The following is a 22145-nucleotide window of genomic DNA, read 5'->3' on the forward strand; positions in this document are numbered from 1 at the left end:
CGACGAGAATACCAGAGCGGCGAGCCAGCGGTTATGCTCCAACCTCATCAACTCGACAGGACGGCGCGTGACTGCACTGAACCCGCTGCACAGACTTTGGCTGACAGAAACCGTGCGCCTGCGCGAAGAACACGCCGGCCCCCTGGAAGACCTGGAAGCCAACCGCCTGGCCCGCACCGCCGGGGGCGACCTGCCCTCGCGCATCCAGCAGCGTGCGCTGCACCTGGCCGAGCGCGATGGTTTGGCCGCCGCGCTCAGCCGCTGGCTGCAAGGCGCACGCCTGGCCCTGGTGTTACTGGCGGTGGTCGCCGTCATCAGTGGCGCCGGTTTGGCGTTCGCCGCGCTGGGCAATGGCCTGGCCCCGGTGAATGTGTTCTGGGCCTTGGGCAGCCTGCTCGGCCTGAACCTGATCTTGCTGATCAGTTGGGCCCTGGGCCTGCTGTTTGCCGGTGAACACAGCGCCAGCCTTGGCCGGCTGTGGTTGTGGCTCAGCGAGAAACTGGCGCGTGACGCCAAGGCCGCGCAACTGGCCCCAGCATTGTTGCTGTTGCTGCAACGGCAAAAACTCAATCGCTGGGCGGTGGGTGTGCTGGTCAACAGCTTGTGGTTGCTGGCCTTGCTCAGCGCCCTGGTGATCCTGCTGACCCTGCTCGCCACCCGCCGCTACGGGTTTGTGTGGGAAACCACCATTCTCGGCGCCGATACCTTTGTCGCCGTGACCCAGGCCCTTGGCACACTCCCGGCGCTGCTCGGTTTCAATGTGCCCACCGTGGAGATGATCCGCGCCAGCGGCGACTCCGCGCTGAATATCGAAAGCGCCCGCCAGGCCTGGGCGGCCTGGCTGGTGGGCGTGTTGCTGGTCTACGGCCTGCTGCCGCGGTTGATCCTTGCCTTGCTGTGCCTGTGGCGATGGAAACGCGGGCGCGCAGCGTTGCGCCTGGACCTCAACCTGCCCGGCTACGCCCAACTGCGCGAACGCCTGATGCCCAGCAGCGAGCGCCTGGGGGTCAACGATGTGGCGCCCGAACACCTGCACCCGATCAGCGGCGGCGCAAGTGAGCTGCAGAGTGATGGCGCCTTGCTGGTCGCCATCGAACTCGACGACCAACACCCTTGGCCCCCTAAACTGCCTGCCAACGTCAAGAACGCCGGCATCCTCGACAGCCGCGAATCACGCCACAAACTGCTGGAGCAACTCAGCCGTTTCCCACCCGCGCGCCTGGCCATCGCCTGTGACCCGCGCCGCTCGCCCGACCGTGGCAGCCTGGCGCTGATCGCCGAGCTGGCACGCAGCGCCACCGACACCCGCGTATGGCTGCTGCAGGCACCACCGGGCCAGGCGCTGGACGCCGAGCGCCTGGGCGACTGGCATGCCGCGTTGCGACAGCTTGAAGTGTCGTTTGCCGATTGCGCGCCGCTCACTTGGCTGGAGACAGGTCATGACTAAACCGCTGAAACTCGCCGTGGTCGGCCATACCAACGTGGGCAAAACCTCATTGTTGCGCACCCTCACCCGCGATGTCGGCTTTGGCGAAGTGTCCCATCGCCCCAGCACCACGCGGCACGTGGAAGGTGCACGCCTATCGGTAGATGGCGAAGCTTTGCTGGAGCTGTACGACACTCCCGGCCTGGAAGACGCCATCGCCCTGCTCGATTACCTGGAGCGCCTCGACCGCCCCGGCGAACGCCTGGATGGCCCTGCGCGGCTGGCGCGTTTCCTGGAAGGCAGCGAGGCGCGCCAGCGTTTCGAACAGGAAGCCAAGGTGCTGCGCCAGTTGCTGGCCTCCGATGCCGGCCTGTACGTGATCGACGCTCGCGAGCCGGTGCTGGCCAAGTACCGCGACGAACTGCAAGTGCTGGCCAGTTGCGGCAAGCCGTTGTTGCCGGTGCTCAACTTTGTCAGCAGCAGCGACCACCGTGAACCGGACTGGCGCGAAGCCCTGGCCCGCCTCGGCCTGCATGCGCTGGTGCGTTTCGACAGCGTGGCACCGCCCGAAGACGGCGAACGCCGGCTGTATGAAAGCCTGGCCCTGCTGCTGGAAAACTCACGGCCGCAGTTGGAACGCCTGATCCTCGATCAAGAAGCCCAGCGCCAGGCCCGCCAGCAAAGCGCCGCCCGCTTGATCGCCGAACTGTTGATCGACTGCGCGGCCTGCCGTCGCAGTGTCCTCACCGAAGATGAGCAGCAAGCCATCGGCGATCTGCGCAAAGCGGTGCGCCAACGGGAACAAAAGTGTGTTGATGCCCTGCTCAAGCTGTACGGCTTTCGCCCACAGGACGCGGCGGCCAGCGACCTGCCGCTACTGGATGGGCGCTGGGGCGACGACCTGTTCAACCCCGAAACCCTCAAGCAACTGGGCGTGCGGGTGGGTGGGGGGATCGCCGCCGGCGCAGCCGCCGGTGCGGGCGTGGACCTCCTGGTCGGCGGCCTGACGCTGGGCGCTGCTGCCCTGGCGGGCGCGATTGCCGGCGGTGCGCTGCAAACCGCGCGCAGCTACGGCAGCCGCCTGATGGGCAAGATCAAGGGTCAACGCGAACTCACCGTCGATGACAGCGTGCTGCGCCTGCTCGCCCTGCGCCAGCGCCAGTTGCTCAAGGCCCTGAACCTGCGCGGCCATGCGGCAATGCACAGCATCAAGGTCGACACACCCCAGGACAAAACCTGGCGCGAGGGCAAACTGCCCGACGCCTTGAACAAGGCCCGCGCCTATCCGCAATGGTCGTCCCTCAATCCCCACGCCAAACTAAGCCAGGCCGAGCGTCAAGAACAGGTCGAAGCCCTTGCCATGCGCCTCGACGAGACCTAAGCAGTCATCAGCACCTGCCGGGCCTTGGCCTTAAGCACCTCAAGGTCCAGCACCGGCACCTGCATTTGCTTGGCCTGCTCGTCCCAGTGGCGCATACGCAAGCTCACGGCATACAACGGGTCTTGCTCAAAGGTCCGAGCCTCTTCTGCGCTCATGACGCCGCCTTGGTAAGCCAGAGTGCGACGGCTGGCTTCGCTCAAGCGGGCGAAATAGTCCGGTTGGCTGAAGGTCAGGTAACGCTTGGCTTGGACGTGGTATTCCACCAGCCTGGCCAGGCGTTCGCTGAAGCCTGCTCGGCGCAGGTAATCGGCGCCCAGCCGCTCGTGGCTGACCACGCCATAACCGCCCATGTTCGCGCCGCCCTGGCCGCAGAGATGGCCGATGTCGTGGAAAAACGCCGCCAGCACCACCTCGTCGTCAAAACCTTCGGCCATGGCCAATTGCGCGGCCTGGGACATGTGCTCGATTTGCGACACCGGCTCGCCGATGTAGTCAGCCGTGCCATGTTGCTCGTACAAGCCAAACACTTGGGCAATCGCCTGTTCCGGGCTCATCGCGTCGCGCCCCACAGTGTGCTGATATTACGCTCGGCCATCGCCGGCCCCACGCTCATCCCTACGCCGGTGTGCATCAAGGCAGCGCTGACGCCAGGTGCCGCCTGCACAAACGAAAACGGCCCAGGCCCGCGCGAACCGTAGACGCCCTGCCAGCGCTCCACCACTTGGACCTTGCAACCCAGGGTCTGTTGCGCCAGTTCGATCAGCCAGTCATCCACCTGCTCGGCGTTGAAGGGCGACGGATCGCTGTCGTAATGGTGGGAGTCACCGATGATCAACTCGCCATGGGGCGTAGGGCTGATCAACAGGTGAATGCCGTGCTCGTGCAGGTACGGCGTTTCGCGCAAGATCTGCGCCTGCACGGCGGCCGCTTCCGGCAGGTCGGCAAAGGCGCCGTAGTGCACGCAGCTCAAGCCGGTGAGCAAGGCATGTTGCAGGTTCAGGTTGAGCACTGGCCGGGCGCGCAGCATTTGCAGGCGACAGGTTTGCGGGTTGAGCGCGGCGATGGCGTCGGCCAGCAGGGTTTGATAGTCGTGGCCGGAGCAAACAATGATCTGCTCGCCGCGAAAGCGGCCTGCCGTGCTGTGCAACTGGCCCGGTTCAACCTCGCGCACCAGGGTAGAGAAGTGAAATTCCACGTTAAGCGCCTGGCTCAGGTAATGGATCAGCGCCGGGATGGCCTCGCGGGAATACAGTTGCTGGTCGTCCTTGCCATGCAGTGCGGCGCGGTGATGGCGGAACTGGCCGGCGTACAGGTCGTTCATGACAGCGCCCTGCAGCAGCTCGACGTTGTAGCCGTGCTCCCGCGCGCGCCCGGCGCAGAAGGCTTCGAGCAGATGCTCTTCGGCTTCGGTGCGGGCGAACAGGTACGAGCCATTGCGTTTGAGCGCCAGGCCCGCCGCTTGCGCCCACTGGCCCCATATTTCGCGGCTTTCCCGCGCCAGGTCGAGCATTGGCCCTGGTGGTTGACCGGTGACCAGCGCCTGGCCGAAGTTGCGCACTGAGGCGCCCAATGGCGTGGCGCTTCGCTCGAACACCTTGACCTTGAGGCCGCGCCTGGCGGCGGCATAGGCGTGGGAGAGACCGAGGATGCCGGCGCCGACGACTAACAGATCACTACTCATACTGTCCTCTGGTTCCCGCGCTCCGCGTGGGAATTCATCCGGTGACGCTCCGCGTCACGACCTTTAAAAGCGGACGCGGAGCGTCCAGAGCGGCGTTACCACGCGGAGCGTGGGAACGATCGGTTACTGTTTTTCCGACTTGCCGTCATAACGCTTACGCCATTCGGCCAAGATGCTGTCACGGTTCTTGGAAGCCCAGACAAAGTCGTTCTTGATCAACCGTTGCTCATAGTCGGCCGGCAATTCGGTCTGTGGCTTGGCGATTCCCGGTTGCGCGAGCACGGCGAAGTTGTCCTTGTACAGATCCATCGCCGCGGTGCTGGCGGAGAAGTCAGCGAGTTTTTTCGCCGCCTCGGCATGGGCCGTGCCTTTGATCACGGCGGTGGCTTCGATGTCCCAGCCCAGGCCTTCCTTGGGCAGGATGATGTCCAGCGGCGCGCCCTGGCGCTTGAGCTGAACCGCCGGGTATTCGAAGGAAATACCAATCGGAAACTCACCGGACGCCGCCAGCTTGCACGGCTTGGAGCCGGAGTGAACGTACTGGCCGATGTTCTGGTGCAAGTCGTCCATGTACTGCCAGCCTTGCTTCTCGCCGAAGGTCTGGAGCCAGGCGCTGACATCCAGGAAGCCGGTGCCTGAAGACGCCGGGTTAGGCATCACGATCTTGCCCTTGTATTCGGGCTTGGTCAGGTCCTGCCAGCTCACCGGTTTGGTGAGGCCCTGCTTCTCGGCTTCGACGGTGTTGAAGCAGAGGGTGGCGGCCCACACGTCCATGCCCACCCAGGCCGGAGGGTTGGCGGCGTCGCGGTAATGCTTGCCGATCTTGTCCAGGTCCTTGGGCGCGTAGTTGTCGAGCATGCCTTGCTGATCAAGGATCGCCAGGCTGGAGGCGGCCAGGCCCCACACTACGTCAGCCTGGGGGCGGTCTTTCTCGGCCAGCAGTTTGGCGGTGATGATGCCGGTGGAGTCGCGCACCCACTTGATCTCGACGTCGGGGTTGGCCTGTTCGAAAGCTTTTTTGTAGGTCTTCAATTGTTCGGCTTCAAGGGCCGTGTACACGGTCAACTCGGTCTTGGCGAAGGCATTCAGACTGAATGCCGTGAGGACTGCAGCGACCAGCGCCAGGGGCTTGAACATGGAGCACCTCCTTCAGGGATGTTTATTGGCCAGGTGCGCGCTGGCGCCAGGCTTGGGAGCGGCGCAGCGCGCCACGTGAAGCCCACGCCAGCAGCAGCGAGACGCTGGCCGAAGTGAACAAGATCAGGGTCGACATGGCCGCCGCACCGCCCACATTGCCGGCGTCGTCCATGTTCAGCACGGCGACGGCGGCGAGGATGGTGTCGGGGCTGTAGAGGAAAATCGCGGCGGACACGGTGGTCATCGCCGAGACAAACAGGTAGCGCAGGATGTCCAGCAGCGCCGGCAGACAGATCGGCACCGTGACGCGCAGATAATGGCGGTACAACGGTGCCTTGAGGGACAACGCGGCAGCTTCGAACTCGGCGTCCAACTGGCGCAAGGCGGTGGTCGCAGTCATCTGCGCGGTGGTCAGGTAGTGCGCAATGGTGCACACCACCAGCAACGCCATGCTGCCGTACAACACATGCAGCGGGTTGCCGTTGAGGTTGAAGAAGAACACGTAGCCCAGCCCCAGGACCAGGCCCGGCACGGCCATCGGCACGAAGCTGAGCATGCGCAGCGCCAGGTTGAGGTTCTTCTGGCCCTTGGTCTTTTCCATCAGGTAGGCGCCGGTGAAAATCAGCACGCTGCCGATCAACGCGGTGCACAGCGCCATGGTCAGGCTGTTGCGATAGGCCAGCCAGCCGCCTCCGGCGGTGTCTTCAAACTGGTAGTGCTTGAGCGACAGCGACAGGTTGTACGGCCAGAATTTCACTAGCGAGGAATACACCGCCATGCCGAACACCAGCAGCAACGCCGCGCAGATCAGCAGCACGATGGCCAGGTAGCACCCGTCGCGCAGCCGCGATGGCGCCGGCTGGAACACCTGGGCGCGGCCGCTCATCGCGTCGCCATGCCGACGACGCAACCAGGCATCCACGCCAAAGCTGAACAGCGCCGGCAGCAGCAACACCATGCCGATCAACGCGCCGCGTCCGAACTGTTGCTGGCCCACCACCGCCTTGTAGGCCTCCAGCGCCAGCACCTGGTAATCACCGCCCACCACCACCGGTACCCCGAAGTCGGTGATGGTCAGGGTGAACACCAGGCAAAACGCGGCGAACACCGCCTGGCGCGTGGCCGGCCAGGTAATGCTGCGAAACGCCCGGGCCGGGCTGGCGCCCATGCTCGAAGCGGCGTCGAACAAACGCGCATCCGCCAGGGACAACGCCGACAGCAAAATCATCAAGGCATGGGGAAAGGTGTAAATCACCTCACCGAGCACAATGCCCCAGAACCCATAGATATTCTCCGAGAACAAGCCGCGCAGGAGGCCCTGGTTGCCGAACAAATAGACCAGGGCAATGCCCGGCAGCATCGACGGCGCCATCAATGGCAGCAAGGACAGGCCACGCCAGATGGACTTGCCGGGGATCAGCGTGCGTTGCAGGGCATAGGCAAACAAGTAGGCCAGCGGCACGACGATGGCCGCCACGCTGAGGGAAACTTTCAGGCTATTGCCCAGCAACCAGTGGAAGTTGGCGCTGCTCAGCAGTTCGCGAGCGGCTACCAGGCCACCGCCCTGCCCGGCTTCGCTGCTGAAGCCGCGCCAGAAGATCGCCAACAGCGGCAACAGCACCGCCACCACTAACAGGCCCAGCCAGAGCCACTTGCCGCCGACCACGAAGAGGCGGTCGCCCCACTCGGCGCGGGACACCTGGCGCGGTACCGGCAATGTCATCACCGCCCCCATCTCAGGCAAACACCTGCAGGCTGCGCGGCGGCAACGCCACCCAGATATCCTGTGCACCCAGGCGCGGCATGGCTTCCGGCGCCAGTTCAGCCAGCAACGGATGGCCTGGCAACTGCTCCAGCTCAAAGCTCATGCGGCAGCGGTTGCCGAGGAAGGTGATCTCGCGAACCTTGGCCGGGAACAGGTTTTCTTCATGCACCGGTGGGTTGACGCAGATCGCTTCCGGGCGGCAGAACAAGCGGCCCGATTGGGCGACACCCGCGTCCTCAGCCAGGCGCATGTTCAACCCACCCACCTGGGCATGGCTGGCGCTGTTACGGCTGAACGGCAACCAGTTGCCCTGGCCGACAAACTCCGCCACGAACGGCGTGGCCGGGCGGTCGTAGATTTCCTGGGGCGTGGCGTACTGCTCGACCTTACCGTTGTTCATCACGGCAATGCGGTCGGCCATCAACATGGCTTCGTCCTGGTTGTGGGTCACCATCAAGGTGGTGATGCCCAGGCGCCGCTGCAGTTGGCGCAGTTCGGTGCACAGGTGCTCGCGCACGCGGGCATCGAGGGCCGACATCGGCTCATCCAACAGCAATAACGACGGCGCCGGCGCCAGTGCGCGGGCCAGGGCGACGCGCTGTTGCTGGCCGCCGGAGAGTTGGCCGGGGTACTTCTTTTCGCTGCCCACCAGGCCCACCAGCTCAAGCATCTGCGCGACCCGCTTGCGCACTTCATCGCGGCCGCTGCCCGTAAGGCCGTAGCCGATGTTCGCTTCAACGCTGAGGTTGGGAAACAACGCATAGGACTGGAACAGGATGCCGTAGTCCCGCGCCTGGGGTGGCAGCAGGGACACGTCCCGCTCGCCCAGGTAAAGCTCACCGCTGTCCTGGCGCTCCAGGCCGGCGATGCAGCGCAGCAGCGTGGTCTTGCCACAGCCGGACGGGCCCAGCAGGCACACCAGCTCGCCGGCGGCGACGTCCAGGGAGACGTTGTCCAGCGCGGTGAAGGCGCCAAAGCGTTTCTGGATTGCGCGCACTTTCATCGGTGCGCCGGGTTGGGTCAGGGCTGTGTGCATGGTGGCACCTCATCGAACGGATGAAGGCCATGCTAGGGAGGGAATGCGTAGCTGGTGTGGCAGGAAGGCAAAACGGGGTGATAGTGGTATTGGTGGATTTGTGTAGGACTCATGATCGTTCCCACGCTCTGCGTGGGAATGTCTCTAGTGACGCTCCGCGTCACGGACGCGGAGCGTCCTGGGCGGCGTTCCCACGCGGAGCGTGGGAACGATCAGAGGGGTGACATTTCCTGGGCCAGGCCAAGGAAAGCCGCCGGCAGGCGCGCACCTTTGCGCTCCTTGAGGCAATACAGATACTCCGGAATCTGCGGTGCATTCTCGATGGTCAGCACGCGCAACTGCGGGTCATGGGGCACTTCCTGGCGGGCGATGATGCTGATGCCGATGTTGCGCAGCACCGCCTCGCGAATCGACTCACGGCTGCCAATCTCCAGCAACGGCCCGTACCCCACGCCGGCGTTCTTCAACATCTCTTCCGTCAGCCGGCGGGTGGTGGAGCCCGCTTCACGCATCAGCAACGTGTGCCCGATAAGCGCGCTCAACGGTACGTGATCGAGCTTGGCCAACGGGTGATTGCGGTGCACCGCCAGCACCAGCGGGTCCGTGCCCAGCACGCGGCGGATCAGACGGGCATCTTCCAGCAATTGCGATGAGGCCGCGACATCGACGCGGTAATCGTCCAACGCCTCAAGCACCTGTTGGGAATTGCCGATTTCCACCGACACGTCCACCTGGGGCAGGCGCTCGCGAAAGGCTTTGACCAGATCGAGGATGTAATACGGCGCCGTTGCTGCAATTCTCAGCGCACCCTGGACCTGGCCGTTGTTGCGCAGGAAAAACTCGATATCCGCTTCCTGCTGCAACAGCGCCTTGACCATCGGCAACAGCCGCGCGCCCTCGTCGCTGACGGTGAGGCGGCGGCCGCCACGGTAGAACAACTCGACGCCGTAGTGGCCTTCGAGGTTGCGAATCTGGGTGGTCACCGTGGGCTGGCTCAAGCCGAGTTTCTTCGCCGCCTGGGTAATGCTGCCCAGGCGGGCGACCATGAAAAACGCCTTTAACTCAGCACTCAGCACACCACCCTCTCATCCGCTATTTGCGCACCAGGCGCAGGCCATTGAACACCACCAGCAGGCTCACGCCCATGTCGGCGAAGACCGCCATCCACATGGTCGCCATGCCCATGAACGTGACGGCCAGGAAGATCGCCTTGATCACCAGCGCCAGGGCGATGTTCTGCTTGAGGATACTCGACGTTTGCCGCGACAACCGAATGAAAGCCGGAATCTTGCGCAAATCATCGTCCATCAGCGCCACGTCGGCGGTCTCGATAGCGGTGTCGGTGCCCGCCGCCGCCATGGCGAAGCCGATCTCGGCACGGGCCAGGGCCGGGGCGTCGTTGATACCGTCACCGACCATGCCCACCCGACGGCCCTGGCCGTAGAGGGTTTCGATGGCTTGCAGTTTGTCGGTGGGCAACAGGTCGCCCTGGGCCTGGTCGATACCCACCTGGGCCGCAATGGCCTTGGCAGTGTGGGTGTTGTCGCCGGTGAGCATCAGGGTCTTGATGCCCAAGTCGTGCAACTGCTGAATAGCTTCGCGGCTGCTCTCCTTGACCGTGTCGGCCACGGCAAACAGCGCCAGCGGGCCAGACTTGTCCAACAGCAACACCACGGACTTGCCTTGTTTTTCCAGGGCGAAGAGTTTCTCTTCCAACGCCTCTGAGCACAAGCCCAGGTCTTCCACCAGGCGGTGGTTACCCAGGTGATAGGTCTGGCCGTTGATATCACCCCGCACACCGCGCCCGGCCAGGGCTTCGAAGTTATCCACAGCGTGAGTCGACAGGTTTTTATCCACAGCTGCGTTGGCAATCGCCAGGGACACCGGGTGATCGGAGCGCGATGCCAAGCTGGCCGCCAGGGCCGGCGCGCTGTCTTCGATGTTCGGGAACAGCGGCAGGTAGTCGGTTTGCACCGGTTTGCCGTGGGTGATGGTGCCGGTCTTGTCGAGGGCCAGGTAGTCGAGCTTGTAGCCGCCCTCCAGGTACACGCCGCCCTTGATCAGGATGCCTTTGCGCGCCGCTGCCGCCAGGCCGCTGACAATGGTCACCGGGGTGGAGATTACCAAGGCACAAGGGCAGGCCACCACCAGCAGCACGAGGGCGCGGTAGATCCAGTCAAACCACACGCCCGCCATGAACAGCGGCGGAATCACCGCCACACCGAGGGCAAACAGGAAGACAGCCGGGGTGTAGACCTTGGAGAAACTGTCAACAAAGCGCTGGGTTGGCGCCCGTGCCCCTTGGGCCTGTTCCACGGCGTGAATGATCCGCGCCAGCGTGGAGTTGTTGGCCGCGGCGGTGACCTTGTACTCCAGGGCGCCGGCCTGGTTGATGGTGCCGGCAAACACTTTATCGCCCACGGTTTTTTCTATCGGCAGGCTTTCCCCGGTGATCGGTGCCTGGTCGATGGTGGACTGGCCGGCCGTGACTTCCCCGTCGAGCCCGATGCGCTCGCCAGGCTTTACCCGCACAATCGCCCCAAGATCAATGCTTTTTACCTCCTGTTCCAGCCAGGAACCGTCAGCCTGGCGCACCGTGGCCTGTTCCGGAGTCATCTGCATCAGGCCGCTGATGGCGTTGCGCGCACGGTCCAGGGACTTGGCCTCGATCAACTCGGCCACGGTGAACAGGAACATCACCATCGCCGCTTCGGGCCACTGGCCAATCAGGATCGCGCCCGTCACCGCGATGCTCATCAAGGCATTGATATTGAGGTTGAAGTTCTTCAGGGCAATCCAGCCCTTCTTGTAGGTGGTAAGGCCGCCGCTGAGAATCGACACCAACGCCACCAGCGCGATTACCCAGGTGGGCGCCACACCAGTGAAGTGCAGCACCTCGGCCCCCAGGGCACCCACGCCCGACACCGCCAGCGGCCACCAATGTTTCTTGGCGGGCGGCGCGGCGGCAGGGCTGCCTTCTTCGATAGGGTCGGCCTGCATGCCGATGGACTTGATTGCCTCAATGATCGGCGCGGTGTTCGGCAGGTCATGGGTGACGCCGAGGATGCGGTTGATCAGGTTGAATTCCAGTTGCTGCACGCCAGCGAGCTTGCCCAGCTTGTTCTGGATCAGCGTCTGCTCGGTAGGGCAGTCCATGGCCTCGATACGGAAGGTGCTCAGGCGCGAGCCGGCGGTGGGCGCCTCGCTCAGGGTCACGATGGCAGGCCCGGCAGCGCCGGAACAGCAGGAGCCGGAATGGCCGTGGTTATCCACAGGCGTGAGTTTGGCGGGCCCATGGTCATGTTTGTGATCATGGCCGTGGTCATGACCGTGATCGTGATCGTGATCATGCTTGTGGTCGTGCTTGTGGTCGTGCTTGTGCGGGGTATGAATGGAGTGGCTCATCAGGTCGCGTCCGTAAAGGTGCCTGTTGCCAAGTAAAGACCCTGTAGCCACTATAGGGTCAAGCGCCCATTTGGAGATTGCTGCGATGAAGATCGGCGAACTGGCCAAACTCACCGATTGCCCGGTGGAAACCATCCGTTATTACGAGAAGGAAAACCTGCTGCCGCCCCCGGCACGCACCGACGGCAACTACCGCGTGTACACCCAGGCGCACACCGAGCGGCTGACCTTTATTCGCAACTGCCGCAGCCTGGACATGACCCTCGAAGAAATCCGCAGCCTGCTGGGTCTGCGCGACAGCCCCCAGGACCAATGCGAAAGCGTGAATGCCTTGATCGACGAGCATATCCACCATGTGAAAGCGCGGATCGACGGGTTGTTGGCCTTGCAGGAACAACTGCTGGACCTGCGCCAACGTTGCGGCGGTGGGAACCAGTGCGGGATCTTGCAGCAGTTGGAAGTCAGCGGCGGGATTGCGGCCAGCGAGGCCGAGCCTTCGCATGTGGGCAGAAGCCACGGCCATTAACTCAAGCGAACACCAAACCCCTGTGGGAGCTGGCTTGCCTGCGATAGCGGCGGGCCCGCGACATTGATGTCGCCTGACACTGCGCTATCGCAGGCAAGCCAGCTCCCACAGTTTTTCACCGAGTAAGGCTTTAGATAGCTACGTCGGCCTTGATGCTTGGGTCGGCGTCGTAGCCCACAATCTCAAAATCTTCGAACTTGTAGTCGTAGATCGACGCAGGCTTACGCTTGATCACCAGTTCCGGCAGTTTTTTCGGCGTACGCGCCAACTGGGTCTGGATCTGTTCCAAGTGGTTGCTGTAGGCGTGGGTGTCGCCCGTGGTGACGATGATCTCGTGGGGGATCAGGTCGCACTGCTGGGCCAGCATGTGGGTCAGCAACGCCAGCGCGGCAGTGTTGTACGGCAGCCCCAGGAATACGTCGGAGCTGCGGATATACAGCTGCATCGACAGATGGCCGTCATGCACGAACGCCTGGTACAGCAAATGGCACGGCGGCAGGGCTTGCTTGCCGTTACGCGCGTTTTCCTGCGGGCTCTGGGTTTCGTCCGGCAGGTATTCGACGTTCCAGCCGTGGAACAGGATGCGGCGGCTGTTGGGGTTGGTCTTGAGCGTGTGCACCATGTAGTCGATCTGGTTGATCGTGCCGCCGTCCTTGGTCGGCCAGGCGGTCCACTGCTCGCCGTAGACCGGGCCCAGGTCGCCGTCTTCGGTGGCCCACTCATCCCAGATCTTCACGCCATTTTCGTTGAGCCACTTGATGTTGGTGTTGCCGCTCAACATCCAGATCAGTTCGTTGGCGATGCTTTTGAAGTGCAGCTTCTTGGTGGTCAGCAGCGGGAAGCCGTCGGCCAGGTTATGCCGATACTGACGCGCAAACACAGCCTTGGTGCCGGTGCCCGTGCGGTCGCCCTTGGTCAGGCCATTGGTCACGACGTCCTGCAGCAGTTCGAGATATTGCTTCATGTTTTTACCCGTATCGTTGAAGCCAAGACCTCCTGGTCTTGGCATTCGAATTTAAAGCGCGGCGTTCTTCAGCGGCTGCGGGCGATTGTACGCCCACCACAGCATGCCCAGGCCCGCCAGGATCATTGGCAAGCTAAGCACCTGACCCATGGTCAGCCAGCCCCATGCCAGGTAGCCCAACTGCGCATCCGGTACCCGTACGAATTCGACGATAAAGCGGAAAATCCCGTAGAACAGCGCGAACATGCCCGACACGGCCATGGTTGGGCGTGGCTTGCGCGAGAAGATATAGAGAATAAGGAACAGCGCCACACCTTCCAATGCGAACTGGTACAGCTGCGACGGGTGGCGCGGCAGTTGCGCCGGGTCGCTGAACGGCGGGAACACCATCGCCCACGGCACGTCGGTCGGCTTGCCCCACAGCTCGGCGTTGATAAAGTTACCAATGCGCCCAGCACCCAGGCCGATCGGCACGAAGGGGGCGACGAAGTCCATCAGCTGGAAGAACGACTTGCCATTGCGCCGGCCAAACCACCAGGCGGCGATCATCACGCCGATAAACCCGCCGTGGAACGCCATGCCGCCCTTCCACACTTCGAAGATCAGGGTCGGGTTGGCGAGATACGCAGACAGGTCGTAGAACAGCACATACCCCAGGCGCCCGCCGACGATCACCCCCATCGACATCCAGAACACCATGTCGGAGAGCTTCTCCTTGGTCCAGGTCGGGTCGAAACGGTTCAGGCGCCGGGAAGCCAACAGCCAGGCGCCGCCGATGCCGATCAGGTACATCAACCCGTACCAATGGATTTTCAGCGGACCGATGGCCAGGGCCACCGGGTCGATCTGCGGGTAAGGCAGCATTGCGACTCCTCGTTAAAACATTTAGTCATGACGCACCGGACCATGCCGATGTGCGATTAAGCCTGCGTTACAGCGGCGAGATCAAATTAAGAAGTTCACATACACGCCAAATAGCCCGGCATGTTAACGGATCAGAGGTGCACGGCCCAACTTCGAGACGATGGAACACCGGCGCGTCTGTGGGTAGAGTGGCAAAAACACAAAAGGGGTCACCCGATGTGCCTGATTGTTTTCGCCTGGCGACCGGGCCATGCCCAGCCACTGATCGTCGCGGCCAACCGCGATGAGTTCTACGCCCGCCCCAGCCTGCCGCTGGCCCAGTGGGCGGATGCGCCCCAGGTCTATGCCGGTCGCGATCAGGAGGCCGGGGGCACCTGGCTGGGGGTGAACGCGGATGGGCGCTTTGCCGCCTTGACCAACATCCGCGACCCGCACCAGCCACCGGCACGCAAGTCTCGCGGCGAACTGGTTGCGCGGTTTCTCAGCGGTTCGCTGCCGATCGACGATTATTTGGCCGATGTGAACGGCCGCTCGATTGAATATGCCGGGTTCAACCTGCTGGTGGGCACGCGGGATGAGCTGTGGCACTACAACGCCAATGACACCGAGCCGACGTTGCTGAAGGCTGACGTGTATGGATTAGCCAATGCCGGGCTGGATACGCCCTGGCCGAAGCTAGTGAAGGCCAAAGCAGCGTTCAGCGCCGTGCTGGAGAACCCCGAGCCTGAGGCACTGCTGGGGATTCTCAGCGACCCGCAGACCGCGCCGTTTGCTGAGCTGCCGGACACCGGCATAGGCCTGGCGACCGAAAGCCTGCTGTCGAGCGTGTTTATCGCCAGCCCCAGTTATGGGACACGGGCGAGCACAGCGCTGATCGTGAATGCTGATGGGACGCGGCGGATGCTGGAGCGCAGCTTTGGCCCGCACGGGGGGCGGCTGGGTGAGGTGGACCTGATGTTTTAGCGCTGCTTGGACCACCGCTATCGCAGGCAAGCCAGCTCCCACAGGGGAATGCATTCCACAGGTGGGAGCTGGCTTGCCTGCGATGAAGGCGCCTCGGTCTTTGATCGTTCCCACGCTCTGCGTGGGAACGCCTCTTGTGACGCTCTGCGTCACGCTCTAAAAGCCGACGCGGAGCGTCCAGGGCTGCCTTCCCACGCAGAGTGCGGGAACGATCTGCTAGAAGCTCGCTCCTACAGGGTTTTGGCCGAGGCCGGGTTGATCATCCGGGTCAACCCCAGGTTTTTCAGCGCCAATTGCAGCGAGCTGTGGATAACTTGCGGGTTGTCGATGGTCATCAACTCGGCGAGCAAATCCTTGGCCCTGCTCAATTCCACCTGGCGCAGCATCCACTTCACTTTCGGCAAGTTGGTGGCGTTCATCGACAGGCTGTCAAAGCCCATCGCCATCAACAGCACCGCCGCCGCCGGGTCGCCGGCCATTTCGCCGCAGATACTCACCGGCTTGCCTTCGGCATGGGCGTCGCGCACCACGTGTTGCAGCGCTTGCAGCACCGCCGGGTGCAGGTAGTCGTAGAGGTCGGCCACCCGTGGGTTGTTACGGTCCACGGCCAGCAGGTACTGGGTCAGGTCGTTGGAGCCTACCGACAGGAAGTCCACCTGCCGCGCCAGTTCCTTGGCCTGGTACACCGCCGCAGGGATTTCGATCATCACGCCAATCGGCGGCATCGGCACATCGGCGCCTTCGTCGCGCACTTCGCCCCAGGCACGGTGGATCAGGTGCAGGGCTTCTTCCAGTTCATGAGTGCCGGAGATCATCGGCAGCAGGATGCGCAGGTTGTTCAAGCCCTCGCTGGCCTTGAGCATGGCGCGGGTCTGGACGAGGAAGATTTCGGGATGGTCGAGGGTAACGCGAATACCGCGCCAGCCAAGGAAGGGGTTGTCTTCCTTGATAGGGAAATAGGACAGTGACTTATCGCCGCCAATATCCAGGCTGCGCATCGTCACCGGTAACGGGTGGAAGGCTTGCAATTGCTCGCGATAAATCGCCAGCTGCTCCTTCTCGCTCGGGAAACGCTGGTTGATCATGAACGGCACTTCGGTGCGGTACAGACCCACCCCTTCGGCGCCGCGCTGTTGCGCACGGGCTACATCCGCCAGCAGGCCAGTGTTGACCAGCAGCGGTACCCGGTGGCCATCGGGGGTCACACACGGCAGCTCGCGCAACGAATCCAGGCCCTGGGCCAGTTGCTTCTCTTCTTCCACCACCTCGGCGTATTGCTTGCGCAGCACGTCGCTGGGGTTGGTGAACACCTCGCCACGATGCCCATCGACGATCATGTCGATGCCATCGACCTTGGAGTACGGCAGGTCCACCAGGCCCATCACCGTCGGGATACCCATGGCCCGGGCCAGGATCGCCACGTGGGAGTTACCCGAACCCAATACCGAAACCAAGCCCACCAGCTTGCCTTCAGGCACTTCGCCAAGCTGGGTGGCGGTCAACTCTTCACTGACCAGGATGGTGTTATCGGGGAAGACCATGTTGGTGCTGCGGTCTTCCTGCAGGTACGCCAACAGACGTCGCCCCAGGTCGCGCACATCCGATGCGCGCTCGCGCAGGTAGGCGTCGTCCATCATTTCGAAACGGTTGACGTGATCGGTGACCACCTGGCGTAACGCGCCCTGGGCCCACTGGCCGGTCTTGATCACGGTCTTGACTTCGTTACCCAGGGACGCGTCGTCGAGCATCATCTGGTACACGTCGAACAGCGCACGCTCTTCGGGGCGCAGCTGGGTGGCCAGCTTGGTCGACAGGTTGCGCATGTCGGCGCGCACGCCTTCGAGGGCGGTCTTGAACAGTTTGATTTCGGCGTCGATGTCACTGACGGTCTTGTCCGGCACCACATCGAGGTCGGCTGGCGGCAGCATGACCACCGCGGTACCCACCGCAGCGCCTGGCGAACCCGGTACGCCGACGAACTTGGCTTCCTGGATACCCTTGCCCTGGCGCCCCAGGCCGCGAATCGAGCCGGTCGCTTCGGCGTGGGCGATAACCCCGGCCAGTTGCGCGCTCATGGTCACCAGGAAGGCCTCTTCGCCTTCGTCGAACTGGCGACGCTCTTTTTGCTGGATAACCAACACGCCGACAACGCGGCGGTGGTGAATGATCGGCGCACCAAGGAACGAGGCGTAGCGCTCTTCGCCGGTTTCGGCAAAGTAGCGATAACGCGGGTGATCGGCCGCGTTCTCGAGGTTCAGGGGTTCTTCACGCGTCCCCACCAGGCCCACCAGACCTTCATTGGGCGCCATGCTGACCTTGCCGATGGAGCGCTTGTTCAAGCCCTCCGTGGCCATCAGCACAAAACGGTTGGTCTCGGGGTCCAGCAGGTAAACCGAGCAGACCTGGCTGCCCATGGCTTCCTTGACGCGCAACACAATAATCCCCAACGCCGCCTTGAGATCCTTGGCGGAGTTAACTTCCTGGACGATCTTGCGCAGCGTATTGAGCATGGCTCGGGGTCGAACTCCGTCGTCAGTCGCGCGCTAAAAGGCGCGGGGCAAGCTCTTTGAGAGCGCGACGATAAACCTCGCGCTTGAATGTCACCACCTGGCCCAACGGATACCAATAGCTGACCCAGCGCCAGCCATCGAACTCCGGTTTACCGGTCAAATCCATCCGCACCCGCTGCTCGTTGGAGATCAGGCGCAAAAGAAACCATTTCTGCTTCTGGCCGATGCACAGCGGTTGGCTGTGGGTACGCACCAGGCGTTGCGGCAAACGATAGCGCAACCAGCCACGGGTACAGGCCAGAATTTGTACATCTTCGCGCTCAAGGCCGACTTCTTCGTTCAACTCACGGTACAAGGCGTCTTCAGGGGTTTCGTCGGGGTTGATTCCACCTTGAGGAAACTGCCAGGCATCTTGGTTGATTCGGCGAGCCCATAGCACCTGTCCGGCATCATTCGTCAGAATAATGCCGACATTAGGACGGAAACCATCGGGGTCGATCACGGCAACAACCTCGCAAACGCATGTCGCCGCATTGTTCCACAAAGGTTGTTCCAGCGGCAACGAGGCTTCTTACCTTATGTGCACTCTTGTGAAAAGACCGTATTCTGGACGCCTTTTTACAGACTTTTCAGCGAGTAACTGCAATGCGCCTGGCTTTATTCGACTTGGACAATACCCTTCTGGGCGGTGACAGCGATCACGCCTGGGGCGATTACCTGTGTGAACGCGGGATTCTCGACGCGGTAGCCTACAAGGCCCGCAACGACGAGTTCTACCAGGACTACCTGGCCGGGCGGCTGGATAACGCCGCCTACTTGAACTTCTGCCTGGAAATCCTCGGCCGCACCGAGATGGCCCAGCTGGACGCGTGGCACAACGACTACATGCGCGACTGCATCGAGCCCATCATGCTCCCCAAGGCCGTTGAACTGCTGGCCAGGCACCGCGCCGCCGGTGACAAGCTGGTGATCATCACCGCCACCAACCGCTTCGTCACCGCGCCGATTGCCGAACGCCTGGGCGTCGAGACCCTGATCGCCACCGAGTGCGAAATGGTGGATGGCCGCTATACCGGGCGCAGTACCGATGTGCCGTGCTTTCGCGAGGGCAAGGTGACGCGTTTGAACCGCTGGTTGGAAGAAACCGGGCATAGCCTGGAAGACAGCTACTTCTACAGCGATTCGATGAATGATTTGCCGTTGCTAGAGCAGGTGACGCACCCGGTGGCAGTGGATCCGGATCAGAATTTGCGCGCCGAGGCTGAAAAGCGTGGTTGGCCGGTGATTACGCTGCGCAGCTGATGACGCTATCGCAGGCAAGCCAGCTCCCACATTTGGAATGCATTCCCCTGTGGGAGCTGGCTTGCCTGCGATGAACGCGACGCGGTCTAACGCTTTAAACCGGCTTGGCGCCCATCAGCCCTGCAATCGCCACAAACCCCACCAGGCTGACCACCGCCAGCACCAGGGTGAAATTCAGGCTCCCGCCCTCGCCCTTGCGCAGCCGATTGAGCCGCGCCACCAGCCAGAACCAGGCCAGCGCCGCCACGGTGTAGAGGATGCTGGAGCCCAAGATCCAGGTTTGCCCCAATGGCCAGCCGAGCAGGTGCACCAGCCACCAGCCGGTGAAGGGCATGCTCACCAGGCAAATCCCCATCAGCAGCCATACAAATGCCCAGGGGCGCTGCACGGTCGCGGCCGGGCCGGCGCTGCGTTTACGCCACGCCAATACCGCCAGGCCCAGGCCGCTGAGCAGCAGCAATACGGTGGCGGTGATGTGGATCACCTTGAGGGTGGTCAGCGTTTCCATGGTCTCTATTCCTTATAGGCCGCTCAGTCAGCGTAGTCGCTCAACCGAGGAACAGCTGGTAAGCCGGGTTTTCGCTTTCATCCCAGTACGGGTAACCGATTTGCGCCAGCGCGGCAGGCACCAGATGGCGCTCGTCCGCCGGCACTTGCAAGCCCGCCACCACTCGGCCGTCAGCCGCGCCGTGGTTGCGGTAGTGGAACATCGAGATATTCCAGCGCCCGCCGAGTTTGTTGAGGAAGTTGAACAACGCCCCCGGCCGCTCCGGGAATTCGAAGCGAAACACCAACTCGTCGCTGACTTTGGCCGCATGCCCACCGACCATATGGCGAATGTGCAACTTGGCCAGTTCGTTCTCGGTGAGGTCCAGCACCGGGAAACCCTGGCTGGTCAGGCTGGCCACCAACGCGCTGCGCGGGTCGTTCTCCGGGTGGGTCTGCACGCCGACGAAAATGTGCGCTTCGCTGCCGGAGTGGTAGCGGTAATTGAATTCGGTGATCTGGCGCTTGCCCACCGCTTCGCAGAAGGCCTTGAAGCTGCCCGGCCGCTCGGGGATGGTCACGGCGATGATAGCCTCACGGCCTTCACCCAGTTCGGCGCGCTCGGCCACATGGCGCAAACGGTCGAAGTTGACGTTGGCGCCCGAGTCGATGGCGACAAAGGTCTGGCCGCTGACACCGCGGGTCTCGACGTATTTTTTGATCCCGGCCACGCCCAGCGCGCCGGCCGGCTCGGTGATGGAGCGAGTGTCGTCGTAGATGTCCTTGATCGCCGCACAGATTTCATCGGTGCTGACGGTGATCACTTCATCCACATAGTCCTTGCAGATGTCGAAGGTGTGCTGGCCGATCTGCGCCACTGCCACGCCGTCGGCAAAGAGGCCGACGGTCGGCAATACCACGCGCTCGCCCGCCGCCATGGCGGCTTGCAGGCAGTTGGAATCGTCCGGCTCCACGCCGATGATCTTGATCTCCGGGCGCAGGTATTTCACGTACGCCGCAATCCCGGCGATCAGACCGCCGCCGCCCACCGGTACGAAAATCGCGTCCAGAGGCCCGGGGTGCTGGCGCAGGATTTCCATCGCCACGGTGCCCTGCCCGGCAATGGTGTGCGGATCATCGTAGGGGTGGATGTACACGTAGCCTTTTTCGTCGACCAGCTTGAGCGAGTAGGCCAGGGCTTCCGGGAAGGAATCACCGTGCAGCACCACTTTGCCGCCACGGGAGCGCACGCCTTCGACCTTGATCTCCGGGGTGGTCTTGGGCATCACGATGGTGGCCTTGACCCCCAGCACCTTGGCCGCCAGGGCCAGGCCCTGGGCATGGTTGCCGGCCGACGCGGTGACGACGCCGCGTGCACGTTCTTCGGCACTGAGCTGGGTCAGCTTGTTGTAGGCGCCGCGAATCTTGAACGAGAACACCGGCTGCAAGTCTTCGCGCTTGAGCCAAATCTTGTTACCCAGCCGCTCGGAGAGCTGGCGGGCAGTCTGCAAGGGGGTTTCCACGGCGATGTCGTAAACACGCGAGGTGAGGATTTTTTTGACGTAGTGTTCAAGCATCGGCAGGCATCTACTTCACGGGTTGGGCAGGGCCAAGGAGTCTAACCCAGCGTTTGGCCGGGCGACCACACGAATCCCGAGGTTTTGTTGGGTTATACTCGCCGCCCTCGTTAATTCCCCGCCCGTTCCGGAGCCCGCATGACCCAGGATCAACTCAAACAGGCAGTGGCCCAGGCCGCTGTCGATTTAATCCTTCCTAAGCTCGACGACAAGAGCATCGTCGGTGTCGGCACCGGTTCCACCGCCAACTGCTTCATCGACGCACTGGCCCAGCACAAGGGCGCGTTCGACGGCGCCGTGGCCAGTTCCGAAGCCACCGCCGCCCGTCTCAAGGGCCATGGCATTCCGGTGTACGAGCTCAACACCGTGAGCGACCTGGAGTTCTACGTCGACGGCGCCGATGAAAGCGACGAGCACCTGAACCTGATCAAAGGCGGCGGCGCGGCCCTGACCCGCGAGAAGATTGTCGCGGCCGTGGCCAAGACCTTCATTTGCATCGCCGACGCGAGCAAACTGGTACCCGTGCTGGGCACGTTCCCACTGCCGGTGGAAGTCATCCCCATGGCCCGCAGCCATGTGGCCCGCGAGCTGGTGAAACTGGGCGGCGACCCGGTGTACCGCGAAGGTGTGTTGACCGACAACGGCAACATCATCCTCGACGTGTTCAATATGCAGATCACCAACCCGGTGGAGCTTGAGACGCAGATCAACGCCATTGTGGGTGTGGTCACCAACGGCCTGTTCGCGGCGCGCCCGGCGGATGTATTGCTGCTGGGTACCCCGGAAGGCGTGAAAACCCTCAAGGCCTGACCCTGTGGGAGCCGGGCTTGCCCGCGATGCAGACGACTCGGTGTATCAATGAATACCGAGGCGATGCCATCGCAGGCAAGCCAGCTCCCACATGTGTTTGCGCTCGACTCTAGAGCGATGTAACAAAAACGCTACTTTTCGCAGCACTCCTCGCCAAAACCGTGCGCTCTGTCACGGCACCCCCTGCCCCGCCTGGTATCCAATCCGTTACAAATTACAGCCACGCGACCCACGCGTTTAACAATGCGCCAATTCGCAGCCGCCCATGGAATGAGGCGCGCATTGTGCAAAGGGTCTGGGCTTGCACATTCC

The 22145-nt window shown here is 62.9% G+C and carries 19 protein-coding genes; 6 read left to right on the top strand and 13 right to left on the bottom strand.

Going from position 1 to position 22145, the window contains the following annotated elements:
* The first annotated feature begins 67 nt into the window (after positions 1-67).
* Both GH769_RS23245 and GH769_RS23250 read left to right on the top strand, forming a co-directional pair.
* Positions 68-1447: a DUF2868 domain-containing protein gene (locus tag GH769_RS23245; RefSeq protein ID WP_032902269.1), complete on the top strand. Its 1380-nt coding sequence runs from the start codon at positions 68-70 to the stop codon at positions 1445-1447.
* A complete protein-coding gene (locus GH769_RS23250) occupies positions 1440-2807 on the top strand; it encodes a DUF3482 domain-containing protein (RefSeq protein ID WP_019817769.1) in 1368 nt (455 codons plus the stop codon). The genes GH769_RS23245 and GH769_RS23250 overlap by 8 nt, the downstream gene beginning before the upstream one ends.
* On the opposite strand, the gene GH769_RS23255 is transcribed toward GH769_RS23250, so the two are convergent.
* The 7 genes from GH769_RS23255 to GH769_RS23285 all read right to left on the bottom strand — a co-directional run bounded on the left by GH769_RS23255 (position 2804) and on the right by GH769_RS23285 (position 11831).
* Positions 2804-3361 (bottom strand): phosphonate degradation HD-domain oxygenase, encoded by a 558-nt coding sequence (locus tag GH769_RS23255; RefSeq protein WP_032902268.1) that lies wholly within the window; start codon positions 3359-3361, stop codon positions 2804-2806. The genes GH769_RS23250 and GH769_RS23255 overlap by 4 nt on opposite strands.
* On the bottom strand, positions 3358-4488 hold the full coding sequence (locus tag GH769_RS23260; RefSeq protein WP_032902267.1) for a TIGR03364 family FAD-dependent oxidoreductase: 1131 nt from the start codon (positions 4486-4488) through the stop codon (positions 3358-3360). Before GH769_RS23260 ends, GH769_RS23255 begins: the two co-directional genes overlap by 4 nt.
* Positions 4489-4611: 123 nt before the next feature.
* Positions 4612-5625 carry a putative 2-aminoethylphosphonate ABC transporter substrate-binding protein gene (locus GH769_RS23265; RefSeq protein WP_020301842.1) on the bottom strand — a complete coding sequence of 338 codons (1014 nt, stop codon included), beginning with the start codon at positions 5623-5625 and terminating at the stop codon, positions 4612-4614.
* 22 nt (positions 5626-5647) lie between these two features.
* Positions 5648-7360, bottom strand: a complete 1713-nt coding sequence (locus GH769_RS23270; RefSeq protein ID WP_032902266.1) for a putative 2-aminoethylphosphonate ABC transporter permease subunit — start codon at positions 7358-7360, stop codon at positions 5648-5650.
* Position 7361: 1 nt separating this feature from the next.
* On the bottom strand, positions 7362-8426 hold the full coding sequence (locus GH769_RS23275; protein WP_003195180.1) for a putative 2-aminoethylphosphonate ABC transporter ATP-binding protein: 1065 nt from the start codon (positions 8424-8426) through the stop codon (positions 7362-7364).
* A 212-nt stretch (positions 8427-8638) separates the two neighbouring features.
* The gene (locus GH769_RS23280; RefSeq protein WP_014720360.1) at positions 8639-9502 is read right to left on the bottom strand and encodes a LysR family transcriptional regulator; all 864 of its coding nucleotides are present in this window, start codon (positions 9500-9502) and stop codon (positions 8639-8641) included.
* A gap of 16 nt (positions 9503-9518) precedes the next feature.
* Entirely contained in the window at positions 9519-11831 is a 2313-nt protein-coding gene (locus GH769_RS23285) for a heavy metal translocating P-type ATPase (protein ID WP_081036807.1), read from the bottom strand.
* A gap of 85 nt (positions 11832-11916) precedes the next feature.
* Between GH769_RS23285 and cadR the strand changes: the two genes are divergently transcribed.
* The gene (gene cadR / locus GH769_RS23290) at positions 11917-12357 is read left to right on the top strand and encodes a Cd(II)/Pb(II)-responsive transcriptional regulator (RefSeq protein WP_003195185.1); all 441 of its coding nucleotides are present in this window, start codon (positions 11917-11919) and stop codon (positions 12355-12357) included.
* A gap of 130 nt (positions 12358-12487) precedes the next feature.
* Here the strand turns inward: cadR and GH769_RS23295 are convergent, their stop codons facing one another.
* Positions 12488-13321, bottom strand: coding sequence for a thymidylate synthase (locus tag GH769_RS23295; protein ID WP_032902263.1), 834 nt, complete (start codon positions 13319-13321; stop codon positions 12488-12490).
* A gap of 51 nt (positions 13322-13372) precedes the next feature.
* Positions 13373-14185 carry a prolipoprotein diacylglyceryl transferase gene (gene lgt / locus GH769_RS23300; protein WP_003195189.1) on the bottom strand — a complete coding sequence of 271 codons (813 nt, stop codon included), beginning with the start codon at positions 14183-14185 and terminating at the stop codon, positions 13373-13375.
* 216 nt (positions 14186-14401) lie between these two features.
* Here lgt and GH769_RS23305 point away from each other — a divergent pair, with 216 nt between their 5' ends.
* Complete coding sequence (locus tag GH769_RS23305; protein ID WP_032902262.1) at positions 14402-15148, top strand: NRDE family protein; 747 nt, start codon at positions 14402-14404, stop codon at positions 15146-15148.
* A 230-nt stretch (positions 15149-15378) separates the two neighbouring features.
* Here GH769_RS23305 and ptsP read toward each other — a convergent pair whose 3' ends face one another.
* Positions 15379-17658 carry a phosphoenolpyruvate--protein phosphotransferase gene (ptsP, locus tag GH769_RS23310; RefSeq protein ID WP_014720364.1) on the bottom strand — a complete coding sequence of 760 codons (2280 nt, stop codon included), beginning with the start codon at positions 17656-17658 and terminating at the stop codon, positions 15379-15381.
* Between the two features lie 22 nt (positions 17659-17680).
* Positions 17681-18160, bottom strand: coding sequence for an RNA pyrophosphohydrolase (locus tag GH769_RS23315; protein WP_003176750.1), 480 nt, complete (start codon positions 18158-18160; stop codon positions 17681-17683).
* 143 nt (positions 18161-18303) lie between these two features.
* Here GH769_RS23315 and GH769_RS23320 point away from each other — a divergent pair, with 143 nt between their 5' ends.
* The gene (locus GH769_RS23320; protein ID WP_020301836.1) at positions 18304-18960 is read left to right on the top strand and encodes an HAD family phosphatase; all 657 of its coding nucleotides are present in this window, start codon (positions 18304-18306) and stop codon (positions 18958-18960) included.
* A gap of 94 nt (positions 18961-19054) precedes the next feature.
* Here GH769_RS23320 and GH769_RS23325 read toward each other — a convergent pair whose 3' ends face one another.
* Both GH769_RS23325 and ilvA read right to left on the bottom strand, forming a co-directional pair.
* Complete coding sequence (locus tag GH769_RS23325) at positions 19055-19468, bottom strand: DUF2269 family protein (RefSeq protein ID WP_014720366.1); 414 nt, start codon at positions 19466-19468, stop codon at positions 19055-19057.
* 40 nt (positions 19469-19508) lie between these two features.
* Positions 19509-21023, bottom strand: coding sequence for a threonine ammonia-lyase, biosynthetic (gene ilvA / locus GH769_RS23330; protein ID WP_020301835.1), 1515 nt, complete (start codon positions 21021-21023; stop codon positions 19509-19511).
* A gap of 138 nt (positions 21024-21161) precedes the next feature.
* Here ilvA and rpiA point away from each other — a divergent pair, with 138 nt between their 5' ends.
* Entirely contained in the window at positions 21162-21833 is a 672-nt protein-coding gene (gene rpiA / locus GH769_RS23335; protein WP_003195201.1) for a ribose-5-phosphate isomerase RpiA, read from the top strand.
* The last annotated feature ends 312 nt before the right edge of the window (positions 21834-22145 follow it).

This window comes from Pseudomonas sp. CFSAN084952 (assembly GCF_009648855.1).
GTDB classification, from domain to species: Bacteria; Pseudomonadota; Gammaproteobacteria; order Pseudomonadales; family Pseudomonadaceae; genus Aquipseudomonas; species Aquipseudomonas paracarnis.